The sequence below is a fragment of the Sandarakinorhabdus sp. DWP1-3-1 genome, from assembly GCF_049896705.1.
Taxonomy (GTDB): domain Bacteria; phylum Pseudomonadota; class Alphaproteobacteria; order Sphingomonadales; family Sphingomonadaceae; genus Sandarakinorhabdus.
Genome location: NZ_JAFCUV010000003.1, coordinates 541,885 through 562,262, shown reverse-complemented (window position 1 = coordinate 562,262; position 20,378 = coordinate 541,885). Strand labels below are relative to the sequence as shown.

Here is a 20,378-nt window from a genome sequence, read left to right as displayed (position 1 = left end):
ACGCCCTTATAGCTCGATTCGGAGACGTTTTCACGTCGATTTCAGCGGGGCGGCCGTCAGCGCAGCATCGGGAACACGTCGTCGAACGCGCGCTGTTCGGGGAGGATGTAGACAATGCCGGTGGTGCCGATGAACAGCGGGCGGACGATGCTGTCGAAAAAGTCGGCGGGGACGTTGATGCAGCCGTAGGAGATACGGTTGTCGTCGGGGCTGGGCGACATCAGGCGGCGCACGCGCTGGTCGGCCGGCTTGCCGGTGATGACGCGGTGCAGTGACAGGCTGGCGGCGTAATCCACCCACAAGATGTCGTTCTTGCCGAGATCGTTGCCGAGCCGCGCGACATAGCGGCCGGCGGCGGTGATGCGGTCGGCCGGGCCGATGGCGGACAGCGGCCGATCGCCGATGCCGGGCGGGTTGACGTCGCCGCGGGCGAGCCCGAGCAGCACCGGGGCGGCGCCGCGCAGGCTGCCGTCGGCGTCATAGGCAAAGGCGCGGGCGTTGCGCTTGTCGACGATGACATAGCCCTGGCCGGCGTTGTCACCGGCGGCGCGGACCCGTTCCGCCATGGCGGCGACGTCGGCAGAGGGTGCCGCGGCCGGCGCGGGTGCGGGCTCGGCGGCACCGGCCGGTGCCGCCAGCAGCGCCAGCGCGAGGCAGAGCTGCCGCGCGTGGCGGCCGGCGACGCGGTCCATCAATGGCGCGACGGCTTGGGCTTGAGCTCGGGCAGCGGCGCCGGGGCGACTGGTGCCGGCGCGGGTGCCAGGGCCGGCGCGACCTCGACCGGCGCCGGCACCGCGACCGGCGCGGCCGGCATCCTGACGCCGCCGCTGAGCACGGCGAGCTCCACGCCGGCGAGCGGCATGCCGGTGATGACCGCGGGGATCGGCGTGGTCGAGATCGGCGAGACCGCGACGGGTGCGGGTGCCGGGGTTGGGGTCGGCGTTGGTGTTGGAGTCGGAGTCGGAGTTGGCGTGGGGGTTGGTGTCGGAGTGGGGGTCGGCGTAGGCGTCGGGGTTGGCGTCGGCGTCGGCGTCGGGGTCGGAGTTGGCGTCGGCGTCGGGGTCGGAGTTGGCGTCGGCGTCGGCGTCGGAGTTGGCGTCGGGGTGGGCGTCGGCGTCGGCGTAGGCGTCGGAGTGGGTGTTGGCGTAGGCGTCGGAGTCGGCGTCGGCGTCGGAGTGGGTGTTGGCGTAGGCGTCGGAGTCGGCGTCGGCGTCGGCGTAGGTGTCGGCGTCGGCGTTGGTGTCGGTGTCGGTGTCGGTGTCGGCGTCGGCGTCGGCGTGGGTGTCGGAGTGGGAGTCGGCGTCGGGGTTGGGGTCGGCGTAGGTGTCGGCGTCGGCGTCGGCGTAGGTGTCGGAGTCGGCGTGGGCGTAGGCGTCGGAGTCGGCGTGGGTGTCGGAGTGGGAGTCGGCGTCGGGGTCGGGGTCGGCGTCGTCACCACGCCAGCCGTCCGCTGCCCGGCTTCGCAGCACGAGCTCGCCAGTGCGTATTTCGCGGCATCGGGGCCGCCCAGCGTATAGCCGCTGAAGCTCACGCCGCCGTCCTCGCCCGGCACCGCGCTGTCGAAATTCGCCTGCGCTTCAGGCCCGGCGACCAGGGTGACACCGGTCGGCAGGCCCGAGGTCGCCGTGCTGTTGAAGCCGCTGAGTACGACCCCGGTGGTGCCGTCGCCGACCTTTTCGGCCTTGGGGAAGACCAGCATGCGGGCATCGACCGTGGCGCCGCCGCTGAGCGTGAAGCGCGGCGTGAAGTTCGTCGGCGTCGCATAGGAGGTCGGGTTGTAGTTGATGGTGACGAGCGCCGTCGGCCCGGTGACGACGACCGGCGGGGCCGTGGCGCCGAAGATCACCGTGCCGCCCTCGACACCGGGGCCGGTGCCGTCGAAGCCGGCGATCAGCGTCATGCCGGGCGGCAGGCCCAGCGCCTGTGCCGGGATCGTCGTGCCGCGGGTCAGCGTCACTGCGCCTTCGATGATGAGGTCATGGCCGGCGCACAGCGCCATGTTGCCGTCGGTCACCGTCAGCGCCGCGATGGCCTGGATGGTGACGTTGCGGCCGGCGTTGACGATCATGCTGCCGTTGGTCGTCGTCATCGCCGCCGCCATGTTCACGTCGCGGCCGCAGCACAGCACGATATTGCCGTTGGTCGCGGTGATCGACGCGTTGACGTTGATGTCGCGCACGGCATTGAGGCGCAGCGTCGTGGTGCTGGGGCTGGCGGTCCAGGCGATGGCTTCGTTGACGAAGATGTCGCCGTTGCCGGTCGCGGAGGTGAACAGGCTGGTCACCGGCGGCGTGCCGGTCACGGTGATGTCGTCGCCCGGGAAGGTGCTGATGACGATGCTGTTGGTGACGAGCAGCGCCGACAGCGCCGCGCCCGAGATGTTCTTGCCGGCCTGGATGGTGAAATCCTGCGGGTCGATCAGCCAGGTCCCGGTGGTGCCGGTGGCCGCCAGCGTGGTGATGCGCGCGGTGTCGGCGATGTTGACGCTGGCCGCCGAGGTTTCGATGAAGCCGCCGTTGCCGCCATCGGGGGCACCGGCATCGATGCTGCCGTCGACGGTCATGGTGCCGCTGTCCATGTCGCCGAGCAGCAGGATGACGCCGCCGCGGTTGGCGACGGTGCGCGCGACGATGACGCCGGTATTGTTGACGGCGGTCTTCAGCAACGTGCCCGCGGCCTGGGCGGTCATCAGCACACGGCCGCCATTGGCGGCGATCATGCCGCCGTTTTCGACGACGGCCCGGATGGCGCCGCGCTCGATGGCGACGTTGAGGAGACCGTCACCGGTGAAATCGAGCGTCACCGCCTCGCCGCCGACCAGCGCCACGGTGCCGAGCTGGGCCTGGATGGTGCCCTGGTTGCTGACCTGCGAGCCCATCAGCGCGACGACGCCGCCATCGGCGTTGATGCTGCCGTCGTTGCGGACGCTGCCGCCGCTGCCTTCGAAGCGGAAGCGGTTGGCCATGAAATCAGCGTCGCTGATGCCCAGCGTCGAGGCGATAAGGCCGCCGACGTTGACCTGGGCGCCACGGCCGAAAAGGATGCCGTTGGGGTTGACGATGAAGACCCGGCCGTTTGCCGACATCTGCCCCATGATGGTGCTGGGATCCTGGCCGAGGACGCGGTTCAGCGTCACCGACTGGGCGTTGGGCTGGACAAAGGTGACGCTTTCGCCCGTGCCGATGCCGAAGCCCTGCCAGTTGATGACGGCGTTCTGGCTCGACTGATTGATCGTCAGGGCCGCAGGCGCCGCCGCGATCGTCGCGCTGCCGGCGACGACGACACCGCCGCCGGGCAGCGCCAGCGCGGCGCCGGGCAGCGACAGCAGTGCCGCCGCCATGGTGCCGGCGAGAAGGCGGGTGCGATAGGCCTGGGCGAGGGAGACGAAGGACATGGGCGTTACCTTTGGAAAACGAAAACCTGCAGCGGCAGGACGGATCAGAACAACTTGCTGACCTGGAACCAGAACTGGCCCGACGCATCGGGACCGGACATCACGCGCTTGCTGCCCAGCCGATGGGCATAGGATGCCCGGGCCTGGAAATTGCCGTTGCCGAACCAGGTGATGCCGCCGCCGGCACCGCTGAGGCTGGTGCTGTTGTCGGCCGGGGAAAAGCGGTTGCGGTTGAAGGTGACCCCGCCATGATCGACGAAGGCGACGAGGCTGACATCGCCCGGCACCGCCGCCGACACGCCGGCCAGCCGCAGCCGTGCCTCGGCGGTGACGATATAGCCCTGGTCGCCAAAGCCCTCGCCTTCGGGATAGGCGCGGACGCCATAGGCACCGCCGAGCTGCATCTTTTCGGAAATGTCGAGGTTCTTCGACGCCAGCTGGCCGCGGGCATAGAGGTAGAGCGACAGGTTCTCGGTGAGGTTCTGGTTGCGCCCGGCGGCGAGGTTGAGCTTGTGAAAGCCGCCGTTGCTGCGCGCCGTCACCGCATCGATGGCGCGCACGGCCGGGGTGCGGATGTCAAGGTTGCCATAGGTCCAGCCGATCGACCAGAAGCTGCTGCCGCCGGCATCGCGCCCGTCGCCCGACAGGCCGAGCGAGCCGACCTGCGAACGCCGGTCGATGACGCTGGCGGTGGTGTCGACTTCGTCGTGGAAGAATTTGAAATCGGCGGCGGCGAGCAGATAGACGTTGTAGTCATAGGTTCGCAGCAACGGGTAGCTGGCAAAGACGCTGGCGATGTCGGCCGAGCCATGGGCATCGAGCGCCTCGAACTCCTTGCCGAGCGAATAGTCGAGCCGGGCATAGGCAACGCCCAGGGTAAGGGCGCCGACGGGGAGCTGGTAGGCGCCGCGAATGTAGGTGAGGCCCCCATCGGAGACGAGGCCGCGGACGCTGAGCACGTCGCCGATCCCGAGCGGATTGTTGAAGTTGAGGCTGCCGCCGGCGCGGTAATAACCGGTATAGCGGTTGCCGCCATTGTCGGCATCGATGCTGCCGGTGACGCTGCGGCCGGGGGTAACGTCGATGCGAAGATCGGCAGTCCCGACTTCGCCGCCGGGCGACAGCGTCGATTTGACCAGCGCACCGGGCAGGTCGGACAGCAGCAGCAGCCGGCGTTCCAGCGCGCGATTGGCGACGATGTCGCCGCTGTCGAGCCCGGTAAGCCGGCCGGCGACGACGCCGTCGGCGACGCGGCTGCTGTTGTTGGTGGTGATGGCGCCATAGCGGCCCTCGATCACCGCAATGGTGACGGTGCCGCCGGATACGGCCTGGGCGGGCAGATAGGCCTGCGCCACGAAATAGCCACGGGTGCCGTAAAAGGCGGTGATGCGCGCCGCCATGGCGTTGAGATCATTCAGGCTGACGCTGGCGCCGGGCACGAAGCCGCTGACGCCGCGCAGTTCGGATTCGGTGAACACCGTCATGCCGGTGATGGCGAGCGCATTGACCGGGAAGGCCGGGCCGGCATCGGCGGCGGGGGCGGCGGGCGCCGGCCGATCGACGCGCAGTTCCGGAATGACCCGCGGCGTCTGCGACGGCGGCGGCAATTGGCGCAGCTGGCCGCCGGCGCTGGGCAGTTGTTGCGCCAGGGCGGCCTCGGCGGCCGTCGATAGCAGAAGTCCGATAATCGCAGTCCGCACGTTGCCCACCTTGCTGGTGTCCTTGCCCGGGACGGCGGGTTGCCGTTCCGACACAAGGATCCTGCCAGGGGGGAAACCCCGGTTGCCGGGCACCGCCAGCAGTAGCGGCGCCCTCGATCAAATGTTAAATCCCCCTGGCTGAAGGTTTTTCGCCCGCCGGGCTTGATTCGCCCAGATGTGGATAACCCGGTAACGAGCGTTAGTGTTGCGTTAACTTGTTGCTGGTTGGATTTGTTAGCTAGTCCCTTCCAACCTGCGACAATGGTGACCAGTCATGACGATGTAACGAGCAGCGTATCTTCCGGTGGATCGGGTAATTCTGTCCGTCTGCCGCAGTATAGGAATTAGCGTTTTCGTTTCTGACCCGGAACCTTTTTGTCAAGCGCGTGTTTGGAAAATGCCTGTTGGGGGCAAGGAAAGCAGGTTTTTGATGTGGGATCGTCGGATCGCCTATCATATCGACAATGGTGCTGCCGACACGTCGGCGCTTGCCGGACTGTTGAACAGTCTCGGCATCGTGTCCCGGCCGCTGGCGCCCGATATGGGCTTCGGCATGCTGGCGGGTGTCGAGCCGGGGTGCCTGCTGATCGACTGCGACATTGTCGGCATCGATTATGACGCGCTATTCGCCGCGGCCTCGCTGCGCCGCGCCGAACTGCCGATCGTCGTCATGGCGACCGAATCCAACCTTGCCGGTGCGATCATGGCCATGCGCCGCGGTGCCTGTGATTTCATCCCCAGGCCGCTCAGCCAGGACATATTGGCCGAAAGCCTGTCGCGCGTGTTCGACCGGCTGCGCGGCGAGCGGCTGGTGCACGACCAGCAGCGCGCCGCGCTCGCCCGTGTCGATACGCTGACCGATCGCGAGCAGGAGGTGCTGTGGGGCCTTGTCGCCGGCGATTCCAACAAGGTGCTGGCCTATCAGCTGGGGGTCAGCATCCGCACCATCGAGATGCACCGGTCGAACATGATGAACAAGCTTGGGGTGCAGAGCCTGGCCGCGGCGGTGCGCATCGCCTTTGCCTCGGGCCGTTCGATAGAGGCGCCGGCGCACGCTGACGATTATACCGGCAGGCAGCGCAAGCGCGCCGGCGGGGGACCGGCGTACCGGCTGGCGGACGGCTGACCGGGCGCATTGTCCGATATATGCGCACTTGACATATATGCTAGGTACGAATATCTAAGACGCATGATGCGTTCAAGGAGATGTTCGTGACCGCCCTGGATTTCACGGCTGTTCTGGCAGTCATTCCGATGAGCATCGTCGACGGCGTCGTCGCCGTCCTGTTGTCGAAGACCGGCGGCGACGCGGCGGCGTTGCCCACCGGCAGCCTCGGCGCCGGCGAGACGCTGGAGGCCGCCGCCCGCCGCATCCTGTCCGCCGAGGCGCCGGTCGCCTTCGCCTATCTCGAGCAGCTCTACAGCTTTGCGACGCCCGCGACCGGCAGCGGACCAACCGCGATCACCATCGCCTACGTCGCGCTGGTTCCCGGCGACGGCTTCGCCGTACCCTTGCAGGCCGGCGACCGCCTCGCCCTTGCCGAAGTCATCGTGCCCTGGGCGGGGGAGACCGGCGGACCCGTCGACGTCTGCACGCCCGGCGGCGAGCCGTTGGCGCTGCCGCCCGGCGACGCCGACATCCTCGGCCAGGCGATGCTGCGGCTGCGCGGCAAGCTCGATTATTCGGGCGTCGGCTTCGCGCTGCTTCCCGAACGCTTTACCTTGCGCCAGCTCCAGGATGTCCATGAGGCGATCCTCGGTGTCCGCCTCAACAAGCCGGCGTTCCGCCGCCGCATGCTCGACAAGGGCTGGCTGGCCGCGACCGGCGACCGCGAGACCGGCGCCTCGTTCCGCCCCGCCGAACTCTACCGCTACCTAGCCAGGAAAGGCGCCTGACATGGCCTATATCAAGAACTTCGGCTTCCTCGCCCAGTTGCGCAGCGATGCCAGCAACCATGTCATCCGCTATCGCGGCGGCAAGGTCCGGGCCAGCGGTCGCGGCCTCGTCTTCTGGTTCGTGCCGGAAACCAGCAGCATCGCCGAATTGCCCATGGACGATCGCGAGATGACCCTGTTCGTGCGCGGCCGCAGCCAGGATTTCCAGGCCGTCGCGGTGCAGGGCACGCTGGCCTGGCGCGTCGCCGACCCGCTGCGGCTGGCGGAACGCGTCGATTTCAGCGTGGCGCTGACCACCGGCCGCCACCAGGGCGAGCCGATCGAGCGCATCGAGACGCGGCTCGCCGGCCTCATCAACCAGGCGACGGCGCAATATCTTGCCGAAGCGCCGGTGCGCGCCCTGCTCGACGCCGGGCTCGACCCGCTGCGGCTGCGGCTGGAAGCGGCCGTCGGCGCCGATCCGTCGCTCGCCGAGATCGGCATTGCGGTGGTCGCCGTGCGGCTGACCAGCATCGCGCCGTCGAGCGAGCTGGAGCGGGCCCTGCAGACGCCGACCTTCGAGGCGCTGCAGCAAAAGGCCGACCAGGCGATGTTCGAGCGCCGCGCCCTGGCGGTCGACAAGGAGCGCGCCATTGCCGAGAACGAGCTCGCCAACCGCACCGAGCTGGCGCGCCGCGAAAAGCAGCTGATCGCCGAGGAGACCGGCAACGCCCGCGATCGCGCCATCGGCCTCGCCGAGGCGCAGCAGATCGAAGCCGCCGCCGCGGCCGAACGCACCCGCACCGTCGAAAGCGCCAATGCCGAAGCCGAGCGCACCCGGATCGGCATCTATCGCGACCTGCCGCCGGCGGTGCTGCTCGGCCTTGCCGCGCGTGAGCTCGCCGGCAAGCTCGACACCATCGAGCATCTGAACATCACCCCCGACCTGCTGGCGACGGTGCTCGGCGAATTTCGCAAGGCCCCGGTGCTGGTCGACGCCGGCTGATGACGACGACCAGCCCGCGCGCCGTCTTCGTGACGCGGGAGACCGATTACGAGCTGCTGGTCGCGCGGCACGCCACCCGCGAACAGGCGCGCTTCTACCTGGCGACGCGCGGCCAGGACATCGCCGAGGTCGAGGCGCGCCACGATCGGTTCACGGCGACGCTGAAGACAGCGCGGGCGGCGGTGCCGGGCGACTGGCGCCAGACGCTCGTCCGCCGCGCCGATTTCGACCGCTTCCTGTTCGGGCCGGAGGATGTGGTGGTGGCCGTCGGCCAGGACGGGCTGGTCGCCAATATCGCCAAATACCTCGACGGCCAGCCGGTGCTGGGCGTCAACCCGGCGCCCGACCTGTACGACGGCGTGCTGGTGCGGGTGCCGCTGGCCGGGCTGGGCCGATCGCTGGTCGCCAGCGTCCAGGGCGATGTCGGGGCCGAGCAACGCACCATGGTGGAGGCGCGGCTCGATAGCGGCGCCCGGCTGCTGTCGCTCAACGAGATTTTCGTCGGGCATCGCAGCCACCAGTCGGCGCGGTATCGGATCAGCGTCGGCGACACCGAGGAGGACCAGTCGTCGAGCGGCATCATCGCCGCCAGCGGCACCGGCGCCACCGGCTGGGCGCGGTCGATCATGCTGGCCACCGGCAACGCGGTGGCATTGGCGCCGGCGGAACGCGCCATCGGCTATTTCGTACGCGAGCCGTTCCCCAGCGTCGCCACGGGCACGACGCTCAAGGCCGGCAAGCTGACCGATGCGCCACTGGTGGTGACGTCCCGCATGAACGACGGCGGCGTTATCTTCGCCGATGGCATCGAGCAGGATTTCCTCGCCTTCGGCTGGGGCGAGCAGGTGCGGATCACCACCGCGGCGCGGACACTGCGGCTGGTCACGGGCTGACCCGGCGGGCATGATTCTTGTTGAGCCATGACAAGTTTCGGCGGAACGTCGCCCGATGACCCGTAACAGCAAGCAGACCAGTCCCCGGCAATTGGCCAGCGCCGGCGTGAGGCCGACATCATACGACGTGGCGCTGCTGGCCGGCGTGTCGCAATCGGCGGTGTCGCGCTGTTTCCGCCCCGGTGCCAGCATTGCCGCCAAGACCCGGGCCAAGGTGCTCGCCGCGGCGCGCGAGCTCGATTATTCGCCCAACGCCATGGCCTCGGGGCTGATCACCCGGCGGTCCAACCTGGTCGCGGTGCTGATCTCCAACCTGACCAACCTCTATTATCCGGAGGTGCTCGCCGAGATCACGCGGCGGCTGTCGGATCGCGGCATCCGGGTGCTGCTGTTCGCGCTGCAGGCCGAAAGCGATGTCGATGCCTCGCTCGACCAGATCTGGCGCTATGGTGTCGACGGGGCGATCGTCGCGGCGCGGCTGTCGCAGGCGCAACTGCACGAATTCGCCCGCCACCGGGTGCCGGTGGTGCTCTACAACCGGCTGGGCGACGGCGAGCCGGTGGCCAGTGTCTGCTGCGATTCCGTCGGCGGCGAGCGGCAGCTGATCGATCGCCTGGTCGCGGCCGGCCATCGCGAATTCGGCATCATCTCCGGCCCCGACGACAGCTATGTCAGCCAGGAACGCGTGCGCGGGGCGGTGACCCGGCTGCAGGATCACGGCCACAGCGCCCATGTCGTGAAGGGCGCGTTCGACTATGTCAGCGGCGAATCCGGGCTGAAGGCGCTGATGGCGATGACCGACGGGCGTATCGATGCGCTGGTCTGCGCCAACGACCTGATGGCGATCGGCGCCGTCGACTGCGCCCGCATCGGCTATGGCAAGGCGGTGCCGTGCGACCTGTCGATCGTCGGCTTCGACGGGGTCGCGCCGGCATTCTGGGGGAATTACCGCATCTCGACGATCCGCCAGCCGGTGCGGCGCATGACCGAGGCGGCGGTGACGATGGTGGTGGAACGCATCGAGGACCCCGCCCTGCTGCCCGAGGTGCGCAGCTTTGCCGGCGACTTCATCGAGGGCGCGTCGGCGCGGCTCGCCCCCGCCCGCTGACCGCTACGGGCGCCAGCGCGCATCCGGATAGACGCAAGCTGCTGAAATTGAGCGGCTTTATGCCCGATGGGCCAACAATGACTATTGTGTTGCATAGGCAGTCAAAAATACATAGCATCGACGCTGCATACCGAGGGGCCCAAGATGCGCAGCACCGTCAAGACCAGCTACTATGTCGCGACCGCCATAGCGACTTTGGCGGTCCTGCTGCCCGCGACGATGGCGCATGCACAAACGACTGCGAATGCGCCACCGCCGTCGTCGCAGTTCGGCGTCGACGAGATCGTCGTCACCGCCCAGCGCCGCGAACAGCGGCTGCAGGACGTGCCGATCTCGATCACTGCCTTCACCTCCGAGGACCTGCGCCGCACCGGCACGCAGGACATCACCCGCCTTGCCCAGAATACCCCGGGCTTCACCTTCGGCCGCTCGGGCCTGGAGGCGCGTCCGGCGATCCGCGGCGTGCGCACCGAAAATGTCGCCGGCAACGGCGACCCGACCATCGGCTTCTATGTCGACGACATCTACCAGAGCCGCGCCGCCCAGGCCGGCCAGCCGTTTGTCGATGTCCAGCGCGTCGAGGTGCTGCGCGGGCCGCAGGGCACGCTGTTCGGCCGCAACGTCTTCGGCGGCGCCGTCTCGGTGGTCGGCGCGCTGCCCGGCGCCGAATTCGATTTCGGCGGCAATGTCATTGTCGGTAACTACAGCCGCGTCGCCGCCAGCGGTTATGTCAGCATCCCTCTGTCGAGCAATTTCGGCATCCGCATCGCCGGCACCCGCGAAACCCGCGACGGCTATGTCAAGAATATCGTCGTCAAGGACAACGACCTCTATTCCCAAGACACCAAGTTCATCCGCGCGACGGCGCTATGGACGCCGACCGACAGCCTGGAGATCATCGTCCGCGGCAGCTACTGGAGCGAAGGCGGCACCGGCGGCCAGGCGTTCGGCTACAAGCCGCAGGGCGGCTTCGTCGACCCCAATGCCAGCCAGTCGGCTTTCGACACCCGCGGCGGTCGCGACCTGAACGGCATCCTCGTCCCCAACCTCAACTTCTTCTCCGCCACATCGGGCCAGCGCGACGGCATCCCGGATTTCCAGGGCCGCGACCTCGGCGTCTCCGTCGATCCCGACCCCTATACCTGGCAGGGCCAGCTGCGCTCGTTCGCCGATCTCGAGCAAAAGGCGGTGTCGGCGCAGATCAAATGGTCGAACGACGCCATCTTCGTGCGCTCGATCACCGGCTACCAGGACTTCAGCTATGTCGCCAACGCCGGTGAAGTCGCCGGGCCGACCGCCGCCGAAAGCCGCCAGATCCGCGGCAGCGACGCGACCAGCCAGGAATTCCAGATCGGCGGCAGCGAAACGAAGCCGCTGCAATGGATCGTCGGCCTCTACTATCTCAACGACAAGGTCTTCGACGAATTCGGTTCGTTCCGCACCAACATCAATGATGGCATCGCCGGCAGCCGCGGACCGTTCACCGCCAAGGTCGAATCGAAAGCCGTCTATGGCCAGGCGTCCTATTATGTCGTGCCGCAGCTGCGCCTGACCGGCGGCATCCGCTATACCGAGGACGACAAGGATTTCGACGTCACCAACTTCCGGATCGTCGCCGGCGTCGATGTCGTCAACAACAGCTTCAAGCTGGCCGGCAAGTTCAAGAAGACGACCTGGCGCGCCGGCGCCGACTTCTTCGCGACGCCCGACAACATGGTTTATGCCAGTGTCTCGACCGGCTTCCGCTCCGGCGGCTTCAACGGCGGTGCCGGCACCAACCCGCTGATCCCGGCGACCTTCGCGCCGGAAACCGTGACGGCCTATGAAATCGGCTCCAAGAACCGCTTCGCCGATGGCCGCTATCAGTTCAACATCTCGCTGTACCGCAACGACTTCAAGGATTTGCAGGTCCAGAACCAGTTCCTCGTCGGCGCCACGACGCTGTCGGCGATCCGTAATGCCGGCGAAGCCTATTCGCAGGGCCTGGAGGCCGAGCTGGTGGCGCGGCCGGTGCCGGAATTGACGCTGAACGCCACCGCGACGTTGATGAAGACGAAATACACCGAGTACATCACCGGCGCCCCGCCCAACTATCCGGCCGCGCCCAACGGCATCTCGCTGGCCGGCAAGGAAATCCCATTTTCGCCGCGCAGCAAGTTCACCTTTGCCGCCCGCTACGACATCGATCTCGGCAATGCCGGCGTGCTGACGCCATCGGCCAACGCCATCGTGTCGAGCTCGTTCTTCAACACCGATTTCAACACCGAGCTCGATCGGCAAAAGGCCTATGCCAAGTTCGACGCCCGGCTCGGCTGGCGGTCGAAGGACGATCGCTACGGCGTCGATGTCTTTGTCGAGAATATCGGCGATGTCGCGGTCAAGAACCGCGGCGTGTTCGGCTCGCAGGGGCTCAACGCCAGCTATGAAACGCCGCGTTTCTATGGTGTCCAGGTGACGTTTCGCCGATAGCATATCCGGCGGTGGCGGCTGATCGTGCCGCCGCCGCCTTGGCCAGACCGGAGTAAGTGATGCGCGTGTGGCGTGGCGTCCTGGGCCTGTTGGGGGCGACGCTGCTGGCCGCTGCGGCGCCTGTCGCCCCGCCGGTTCCGACCGGGGCCGCCGGCCCGCTGGCCTATGGGACGGCCTGGTACCCCGAGCAATGGCCCGAGGCCACTTGGGACGCCGACCTGCAGCGCATGCAGGCCGCCGGATTCACCTTCGTCAGGGTTGCCGAATTCGCCTGGTCGACGATCGAGCCGACCGAAGGGCGCTATGACTGGGCGTGGCTCGACCGCGCCATCGCAAAGGCTGCGGCGCACGACCTGAAGGTCGTGCTCGGCACGCCGACGGCGGCGCCGCCGGCCTGGCTCACTGCGCGCTACCCGGAGGTGCTGCTCGTCGAGGAGGACGGCCGCCCGGCGCGCCACGGCGCCCGCCGGCATTTCTCGGTCGGCAGCGCGCTTTACCGGCAAAAGGCTGCGGCGATCGCCGGTGCCATGGCCGCGCGCTACGGCGGCAAACCGGCGGTCATCGGCGTCCAGGTCGACAATGAATATGGCCGCGCCACCTTCGATGCCGAGACGCGCCGGCGCTTCCAGCAATGGCTACGCGCCAAGTACAGCAGCATCGACCGCTTCAACGCCGCCTATCATGGCGCGCAATGGAGCCTTGCCTATTCGGATTGGGCGCAGGTGCCGATCCCCGGCGCCGGCGACAGCCCGTCGCTCTACCTCGATTGGCTGCGCTTCTTCAGCGAACAATGGCGCGACTACCAGCAGGTCCAGATCGATGCGATCCGGCCGCATCTGCCGGGGGACCGCTTCATCACGACCAATTTCACCGGCCGCTACGACAATTTCGATTTCGCGCTGACGGCGCAGCCGCTCGATCTCGTGTCCTGGGACTGGTATTTCCCGGGTCCTCGCGTCGATCCGGCCGAAGGCGGGCTGTTGCACGACATGAATCGCGGCTTCCTGGGCCGCAATTTCTGGATCATGGAGACGGCACCGGGCAACACCAACTGGGCCGAACGCAATTACACGATGCCGCGCGGCGAGGTGCGGGCGATGGCGTGGCAGGCCGTCGGCCATGGTGCCGACGGCTATGCGTTCTGGACCTGGCGGCCGGCGCTGGGCGGTGTCGAACAATTCCATGGCGCCCTGACCGATGCCGGCGGCCGGCCCCAACCGGTCTATGCCGAGGCGGCGCAGGTCGGTGCCGAATTCGCCCGGGTTCGCGACGTCATCGCCGGCACGGTGCCGATCGCGGATACCGCGATGCTGCATGATTTCCCCAGTCGCTGGGCGATCCGGCGCCAGCCGATGACGGTCGATTTCAACCCGTTCACGCTGTTCACCGATTTCTACCGTGCCGTGCGGCCAAGCGTGGCCGGCGTCGCCGTCCTCAACCAACCGACCGACCTCAAGCGCTACAAGCTGGTGGTGGCGCCGCTGCCGCACGTCATCGACGCCGCGGCGGCAAAGGCGCTGGCCGACTATGTGCGCGGCGGCGGCCATCTGGTGCTGGGGCCGCGGTCGGGGGTGAAGGACCCGACCAACGCGCTGTGGACGCCGGGTGCGCCGGGGCCGCTCGCGGCACTGGTCGGCGCCCATGTCGACCAGACCCATGTGCCGCCGGCGCCGATCGCCGTGACGGGCGACATCGCGACGGGCAGCGCGGCGATCTGGGCCGAACGGCTGGCGATCGATGCGCCCGATGTGACGGTGCTGATGCGCTACCCGCGCTCGGCCGACTGGCTCGACGATGCACCAGCGGTGGTGACGCGCCGCGTCGGCCGGGGGCGGGTGACGTACGTGGGCGTCTGGCTCGATGCCGCGGCGCTGCAGAAACTCCTCGCCTGGTGCGCCGCGCAGGCCGGCGCGGCGCCCTTGCTGCCCGGCGTGCCCGACGGCGTCGAGGTGGCGGCGCGCAGCGGCGGCGGCCGGACCACCCATGTCGTCATCAACTGGGCGACGAGCGAGCAGTCGCTGCCGCTGCCGCCGGGCATGACCAGCCTTCTCGATGGCGCGCCGGCGGGACCGCGGCTGACGCTGCCGCCCTGGGGCGTCGCCGTGCTCGGGCAACGATGACCGCCATCGCCGTGACCACCATCCCGCCGGGGCGGCCGCGCGCCGAGGACCTGTCGGCCGGCCGCCGCTATGCCGCGCTCGGCTTCCTGATGGTCGGCTATTTCTTCTACGCCTGGTCCTGGAACACCGTCGACATCCTGCGGCCATACATCCGCGACAGCGTCGGCATGACGATCGCGCAATCGGGCTGGCTGTACAGCATCCAGTCCTCGGGCGCGCTGGTCGGCGCCGTCGTCATGGGCCAGGTCGCCGATCGCATCGGCCGGCGCACGGCGCTGATGATCGTCATGCTCGGCTATGGCAGTGCGCTGCTGGCCGGCATCTGGGTCACCGACTTCTGGCAGCTGGCGCTCGAACGCGGGCTGATGGGCTTTTTCCTCGGCTCCATGTTCCCGATCACCGTCGGCATCTATTCGGGGCTGTTCGCCAGCCGCACCCGCGGCACCGTCGCCGGCTTCGTGCTCGGCATCTACAATGTCGCCGTGGCGGTGCTCAGCTTTGCCGCCGGGCAGACGGTGGCGGCGGGCCATGACTGGCGGTTGATGCTCTATGTCGGCATCGTGCCCATCGTCGCCGCGCTGTTCGCGCCGCTGTTCATCCCCGATGATCGCCGGCTGGTGCCGTGGGGTGTCGATCCCGATGCGCCGGTGATTGCCGCGCGCCCGCTGCCGATCACCGAATTGTTCGACGCCGGCGTGCGCCGCCAGACGCTGCTGCTGGTGACCATGACCGGGCTCAATTTCTTTGCCTATCAGGCATTTACCGGCTGGGCGACGACGTATCTGAAGGAAGTGCGGCTGATCCCGCCCGATGTCGTCGGCACTGTCCTCGCCTTCCAGTTCATCGCCGCGGCGCTGGGCGGCTTTGCCTGGGGGCGGATGTCCGACATCTGGGGGCGCCGGGTCGGCGCCTGGGGCTTTGTCGCCGCGGCGTTGATCATCCCCGTCTATCTGTTCGTGCCGCTGTCGCCGATCCCGTTCGCCGTGGTCGGCTTTTCCTATGGCTTCATGCTGTCGGCGAGCGCCGTCTGGGGGCCGTGGTTTTCCGAACTCTACCCGCCGCACCTGCGCTCGACAGCGGCGTCGATCTACAACTGGGGCCGCATCATCTCGATCATGGCGCCGCCGCTGACCGGCGCGCTGGTGCCGATCTGGGGCATGGCACCCGTGATGCTGATCGGCTGCGCGGCCTTTGCGCTGGCGGCGCTGGTCTGGCGCAGCTTGCCCGAGACACTGAAAGTTGCCGCATGATGCGCTGGGACGATCTTCCCGAGATACGCTCGCCGATGAGGCGCAGCCTTGCCGATCTGCTCGAACCCGGGCCGCGTCGGCAGGACCTGCCCGGCTATGACCCCGTCTATCGCGACTTCGTCGATTACATCATCCGCTGCACGCATCGCATCTGGGAGGAAAAGAACATCGGCCTGTGCCGCAGCCATTATGCCGCGGACTGCGCCATCCACACGTTGGCCGGGCCGGTGCGCGGCGTCGAGGCGGTGGTGCAGAACACCATCACGACGCTGGCGGCGACCCCGGACCGGCGGCTGATCGGCGAGGATGTGATCTGGAGCGACGATGGCGCCGCCGGGCTGTACAGCTCGCACCGCATCGTCAGCACCTCGACCCACATGGGGCCCGACGCACTGCTCGGCCCGGCGACGCGGCGGTCGAACGGCGTGATGACCATCGCCGACTGCCTGTGCCGCGAGAACCGCATCGTCGAGGAATGGCTGGTGCGCGACAATCTGCGCGGCGTGGCGCAGGTCGGCGGCGACCCCTGGGCAGTGGCGCGGGCGCAGGCGGCGGGCGATGCGCTCGGCGACCCGTCGCGGCACGGCTGGCGCGCGGACCTGATCGCCGAAACCCGCGATGCTGCGCCGGTCGCGATCCCGGCGGGCCACCCGGCGGAAGGGCCGGCGGCGATGCTGGCGCTGGCGCTGGGCGCGGACCTGTACGGCGAAGCGGCGGCGGCACTGTCGCCCACCGTCGAAGTGCGCTGGCCGAGCGGGCGGCTGGGCCATGGTCGCGGTTGCTGGATCGGCTGCCTGACGCAAATCCGCGCGGCGCTCCACGAAGTGTCGTGGCGGCTCGGCCATGTCGCGGCGCGGCCTTTGCCCGACGGCGATATCGCCGTGGCGCTGCGCTGGACGCTGGCCGGCGTGCATCGCGGCGATGGCCTGTGGGGGCCGGCATCGGGCCGCGAGATCGTCATCCTCGCCGTCAGCCACTATCGGCTGCGCGGCGGCTCGATCGTCGAGGACACGACCGTGTTCGACGAACTCGCCGTGCTGCGCCAGGTCGCCGGCGGGCTCGGCGCATGACCGATATTGCAACATTGCGGGCGCTGGCGGCGGGCCAGGCGGCCGACGGCCTCCTCCATATGTGCCGTCTGGCCGCCTTCGGCGTCGAACTCTACGGCGTCCCGGCGATCCTCGAAGGCTTCCGCGCCGCGCCGCTGCAACTGGCGGCGGACTGTGACGGCATCGAACTCCCCGGCCACCTCGCCATCGTCGACGGGGACCGGGCGCTCATCGCCGATGTGGGGGAGGGTGGTATCGCCCGGATGTGGCGATTGGGGCCCGGCCTCCCCGGCGCCGCCGAACCGCGCATCGATGTCGCCTTCGATCCGGCGCTCACCCAGGCCGGGAGTGGCCTCGCTTTTGCCGCCTCGGACCATCCGGCGCTGGCGCCAGCGGGCGTGGCGCGCGTCCTCGCCATCGGCGATGGCATCCCGCAGGCCTTCCCCGATGGCCGCAGCCATGTTTTCGTCGTGCGCGCCTTCGGCGACGACGCACACGGCGCGGCGCTGTTCGCGGTGCATCGCCTCGGCCCCGGCCCGGTGCGCAGCGCCGGCTTCGTCCATGTCGCGGCGCTGTGGCGCGACGGCGATGTCCGGATCGTCCGCGACGCCGCCGGCGAAGCCGCAATCGCGGTAGCGGCTGGTCGCCACACGCCTGATCGGGAGTTGCCAGCATGACGCAGATCCTCACCACCCATGTCGGCTCGCTGCCGCGGTCGCGCGCCGTCACCGACCTGGTGTTTGCCGCCGAACGCGGCGAGGCCGTCGACGCGGCCACTTTCTATACGGTCATCGGCGCCGCCGTCGACGAGGCGGTCTGGCGGCAGGTCGCCGCGGGCATCGACCTGGTGTCCGACGGCGAGATGTCGAAAATCTCCTACGCCACCTATATCAAGGACCGCATCACCGGCTTCGACGGCGATTCACCCCGCACGCCGCCCGCCGACCTGGAGGACTTCCCGGGGTTTCTCGAACGCCAGGCCAAGGGTGGCGGCACGCCCACCTATCGCCGCCCCAAATGCGTCGGCCCGGTGGCGCCGGCGACGCTCGCCCCGCTCGATGCCGACCTTGCGCACATGGCCGCCGCACTGGCGCGCCACGCCCCCGCCGGTGGCTTCATGAATGCGGCGTCCCCCGGTGTCATCGCGCTGTTCCAGCCCAATGAATATTACCCGACGCAGGACGCCTATCTTGAAGCTCTCGCCGAGGCGATGCGGCCCGAATATGAAGCGATCGTCGCCGCCGGGCTGATCCTGCAGCTCGATTCGCCCGACCTCGGGCTCGGCCGCCACATGATGTACAAGGGCCGCAGCGATGCCGAATATCTGCAGCTGATCGGCAGTCACGTCGCCGTCCTCAACCATGCCCTACGCAACGTGCCCGCCGACCGGGTGCGCATGCATATCTGCTGGGGCAATTACGAGGGACCGCACACCCATGATGTCGAAATGGGGGTCATCCTGCCGACGCTGATGCAGGCGAAACCCGCCGGGCTGCTGTTCGAAACGTCGAACCCCCGCCACCAGCACGACTGGAATTACTTCGCCGAGATGCTCGACATCATCCCCGCCGACAAGATCCTCATCCCCGGCTGCATCGATTCGACCACCAACTTCGTCGAGCACCCGCGCGTCGTCGCCGAACGCATCGTGCGGTTCGCCGGCATCGTCGGTCCAGACCGGGTGATTGCCGGCACCGATTGCGGCTTTTCGACATTTGCCGGTTTCGGTGCGGTCGATCCCGATATCGTCTATGCCAAGCTCGGTGCGCTCGCCGACGGGGCGGCGCTGGCCGGGAAAATGCTCTGATGTCGCGTGTCACCGATTTTCGCGAGGCCCTGCGCGCCGGCGACCTGCTTGCCGGGACCTGGGTGAAGACGCCGCATCCGCACAATGTCGAGGTGCTGGCGCTGTCGTCGCTCGATTGCCTGGTGCTCGATGGCGAACACGCGCCCTTCGATCGCGCCGCGCTCGACCTGTGCATCATGGCGGCGCGTGCCGGCGGCATGCCGGTGCTGGTGCGGCCGGCGTCGGCGGCGCACGAACAGATATTGAGTGCGCTCGATTGCGGCGCCGATGGCGTCGTCATCCCGCACATCCGCTCGGTCGCCGAGGCCCGCGCGGCGGTACGCGCCTGCCATTATGTGCCGGGCGGCCGCGGCTATGCCGGCAGCAGCCGGGCAGCGGCCTATACGACGCTCGGCATGGCCGGCCACCGCGCGGCGGCGCGCGAGGTCATCGTCATCGCCCAGATCGAGGATGCCGAGGCCGTCGACGCCATCGACGAGATCGCCGCGGTCGCGGGCATCGACGCGCTGTTCATCGGCCGCGCCGACCTGACGATCTCGATGGGGGCCGAGACGATGAACGACGCCCCGGTCGTCGCCGCGGTCGAGCGCATCTGCGCGGCGGGGCAGGCGGCGGGGCGGACGGTCGGCATGTTCCTCGGCCGTACCGAGGATGTGCCGGAATGGCGCGCCCGCGGCGCCTCGCTGTTCCTGCTGCAGTCGGACCAGGATTTCCTGCTGCAGGGCGCCGCCCGGCTGGGCGCGGCGATCAGAGCCCGCTGACGCGATAGCCGACGCCGCCGGCGGCGCTGGCGATGCGGCGCGTCAGCCCGATCGGCACTGTCATCGTGTCGCCGGCGGCGAGCGTCACGGCGCCGCCGTCCCAGCCGATTGTCATCTCGCCCCGGTGGACGAACAGCACCTCCGGCGTGGCGGGGGTCGCCGCGGCCAGCGCCTCGCCGGCGGCGAGGTCGATCCGCGACAGGGTAAAGGGATGCGGCCCATCGAGCGCCGCGCCCGGCGCGATCACCGGCGTCTCGCCCGCGCCGGGCGTCGCGCGCCACGCCAGATTTTCGGCGTCGGTGGGGCCTATCCGCCGCAGCGCCGCCACCTGCGCCGCCGATGTACGCGGCATCGGCCCGACGCCGGCGGGCGCGACATCGCCGCGCGTGCTGTCGAGCAGCTGCCCGGTTTCGAGCAGCACCAGGCCGTGTTCGGCGGCCAGGTCGAACACCTGCGGCGCCCAGGTCACCCGCCCCGGATCGTCGCCGCCGAGCACGGCCCAGAGGAAGCCGATATCGTCGCCGACGTTTGTGAAACCGCGGAAGCAGCCGACCGGCAGCGAGACGACGTCGCCCGGCGCCAGCAACACCTGCGCATCGTCGCCATGCTCGCCGAGATCGAAGCGCCAATGGCCGCTGTGGACGACGAAGACCTCGGCCGTGTCATGGCTGTGCTGCGAATTCACGCAGTTCGGCGGCTGGCGGGCGCCGCCGATGTTGAAGCCGTGCGGCTCGGCGATATGGACATGCTGCTCGGGGTTTTCGGACACGCCGGGGCCGATGATGGTGAAATTCTCCTTGGCTTCCGACCCCGGCGTGCGCGTGTCGATGAAAGCGTTGTAGCAGGGCTGCAGATCGGCATAGCGCACGATCCGCGCCGCCATGCCCGCCGGGGTCCATGACTGTCGGGACGCATTTTCGGTCATCGGCAAGCTCCTGTGATTTCT

General features: G+C 68.7%; 16 protein-coding genes. 12 read left to right on the top strand and 4 right to left on the bottom strand.

Annotation, left to right across the window (positions count from 1 at the left end):
* Nucleotides 1–56 precede the first annotated feature (56 nt).
* The 3 genes from ACP7AI_RS16360 to ACP7AI_RS16350 are packed head-to-tail and all read right to left on the bottom strand — an operon-like array spanning nucleotide 57 to nucleotide 5,094.
* The gene (locus ACP7AI_RS16360) at nucleotides 57–692 is read right to left on the bottom strand and encodes a L,D-transpeptidase (protein ID WP_426169644.1); all 636 of its coding nucleotides are present in this window, start codon (nucleotides 690–692) and stop codon (nucleotides 57–59) included.
* Nucleotides 692–3,394, bottom strand: a complete 2,703-nt coding sequence (locus tag ACP7AI_RS16355) for a filamentous hemagglutinin N-terminal domain-containing protein (RefSeq protein WP_426169642.1) — start codon at nucleotides 3,392–3,394, stop codon at nucleotides 692–694. Before ACP7AI_RS16355 ends, ACP7AI_RS16360 begins: the two co-directional genes overlap by 1 nt.
* A 44-nt stretch (nucleotides 3,395–3,438) precedes the next feature.
* A complete protein-coding gene (locus tag ACP7AI_RS16350) occupies nucleotides 3,439–5,094 on the bottom strand; it encodes a ShlB/FhaC/HecB family hemolysin secretion/activation protein (RefSeq protein ID WP_426169639.1) in 1,656 nt (551 codons plus the stop codon).
* Between the two features lie 430 nt (nucleotides 5,095–5,524).
* Between ACP7AI_RS16350 and ACP7AI_RS16345 the strand changes: the two genes are divergently transcribed.
* The 12 genes from ACP7AI_RS16345 (at nucleotide 5,525) to ACP7AI_RS16290 (ending at nucleotide 19,432) form a co-directional block, all read left to right on the top strand.
* The gene (locus ACP7AI_RS16345) at nucleotides 5,525–6,220 is read left to right on the top strand and encodes a response regulator transcription factor (RefSeq protein WP_426169636.1); all 696 of its coding nucleotides are present in this window, start codon (nucleotides 5,525–5,527) and stop codon (nucleotides 6,218–6,220) included.
* An 86-nt stretch (nucleotides 6,221–6,306) separates the two neighbouring features.
* On the top strand, nucleotides 6,307–6,990 hold the full coding sequence (locus ACP7AI_RS16340; RefSeq protein ID WP_426169633.1) for an NUDIX hydrolase: 684 nt from the start codon (nucleotides 6,307–6,309) through the stop codon (nucleotides 6,988–6,990).
* Nucleotide 6,991: 1 nt separating this feature from the next.
* The gene (locus ACP7AI_RS16335; protein ID WP_426169630.1) at nucleotides 6,992–7,975 is read left to right on the top strand and encodes an SPFH domain-containing protein; all 984 of its coding nucleotides are present in this window, start codon (nucleotides 6,992–6,994) and stop codon (nucleotides 7,973–7,975) included.
* Nucleotides 7,975–8,868, top strand: coding sequence for a hypothetical protein (locus ACP7AI_RS16330; RefSeq protein ID WP_426169627.1), 894 nt, complete (start codon nucleotides 7,975–7,977; stop codon nucleotides 8,866–8,868). Before ACP7AI_RS16335 ends, ACP7AI_RS16330 begins: the two co-directional genes overlap by 1 nt.
* A gap of 55 nt (nucleotides 8,869–8,923) precedes the next feature.
* Complete coding sequence (locus tag ACP7AI_RS16325; RefSeq protein WP_426169625.1) at nucleotides 8,924–9,976, top strand: LacI family DNA-binding transcriptional regulator; 1,053 nt, start codon at nucleotides 8,924–8,926, stop codon at nucleotides 9,974–9,976.
* A gap of 144 nt (nucleotides 9,977–10,120) precedes the next feature.
* Nucleotides 10,121–12,445, top strand: a complete 2,325-nt coding sequence (locus tag ACP7AI_RS16320; RefSeq protein ID WP_426169623.1) for a TonB-dependent receptor — start codon at nucleotides 10,121–10,123, stop codon at nucleotides 12,443–12,445.
* Nucleotides 12,446–12,504: 59 nt separating this feature from the next.
* Complete coding sequence (locus ACP7AI_RS16315; RefSeq protein ID WP_426169621.1) at nucleotides 12,505–14,565, top strand: beta-galactosidase; 2,061 nt, start codon at nucleotides 12,505–12,507, stop codon at nucleotides 14,563–14,565.
* A complete protein-coding gene (locus ACP7AI_RS16310; RefSeq protein WP_426169619.1) occupies nucleotides 14,562–15,815 on the top strand; it encodes an MFS transporter in 1,254 nt (417 codons plus the stop codon). Before ACP7AI_RS16315 ends, ACP7AI_RS16310 begins: the two co-directional genes overlap by 4 nt.
* A gap of 35 nt (nucleotides 15,816–15,850) precedes the next feature.
* Nucleotides 15,851–16,885: an ester cyclase gene (locus ACP7AI_RS16305; RefSeq protein WP_426169616.1), complete on the top strand. Its 1,035-nt coding sequence runs from the start codon at nucleotides 15,851–15,853 to the stop codon at nucleotides 16,883–16,885.
* Nucleotides 16,882–17,541 carry a hypothetical protein gene (locus ACP7AI_RS16300; RefSeq protein ID WP_426169614.1) on the top strand — a complete coding sequence of 220 codons (660 nt, stop codon included), beginning with the start codon at nucleotides 16,882–16,884 and terminating at the stop codon, nucleotides 17,539–17,541. Before ACP7AI_RS16305 ends, ACP7AI_RS16300 begins: the two co-directional genes overlap by 4 nt.
* Entirely contained in the window at nucleotides 17,538–18,671 is a 1,134-nt protein-coding gene (locus ACP7AI_RS16295) for a cobalamin-independent methionine synthase II family protein (RefSeq protein WP_426169611.1), read from the top strand. Before ACP7AI_RS16300 ends, ACP7AI_RS16295 begins: the two co-directional genes overlap by 4 nt.
* Nucleotides 18,671–19,432, top strand: a complete 762-nt coding sequence (locus ACP7AI_RS16290; protein ID WP_426169609.1) for an HpcH/HpaI aldolase family protein — start codon at nucleotides 18,671–18,673, stop codon at nucleotides 19,430–19,432. The genes ACP7AI_RS16295 and ACP7AI_RS16290 overlap by 1 nt, the downstream gene beginning before the upstream one ends.
* On the opposite strand, the gene ACP7AI_RS16285 is transcribed toward ACP7AI_RS16290, so the two are convergent.
* A complete protein-coding gene (locus ACP7AI_RS16285; protein WP_426169607.1) occupies nucleotides 19,419–20,357 on the bottom strand; it encodes a cupin domain-containing protein in 939 nt (312 codons plus the stop codon). The genes ACP7AI_RS16290 and ACP7AI_RS16285 overlap by 14 nt on opposite strands.
* Nucleotides 20,358–20,378 lie beyond the last annotated feature (21 nt).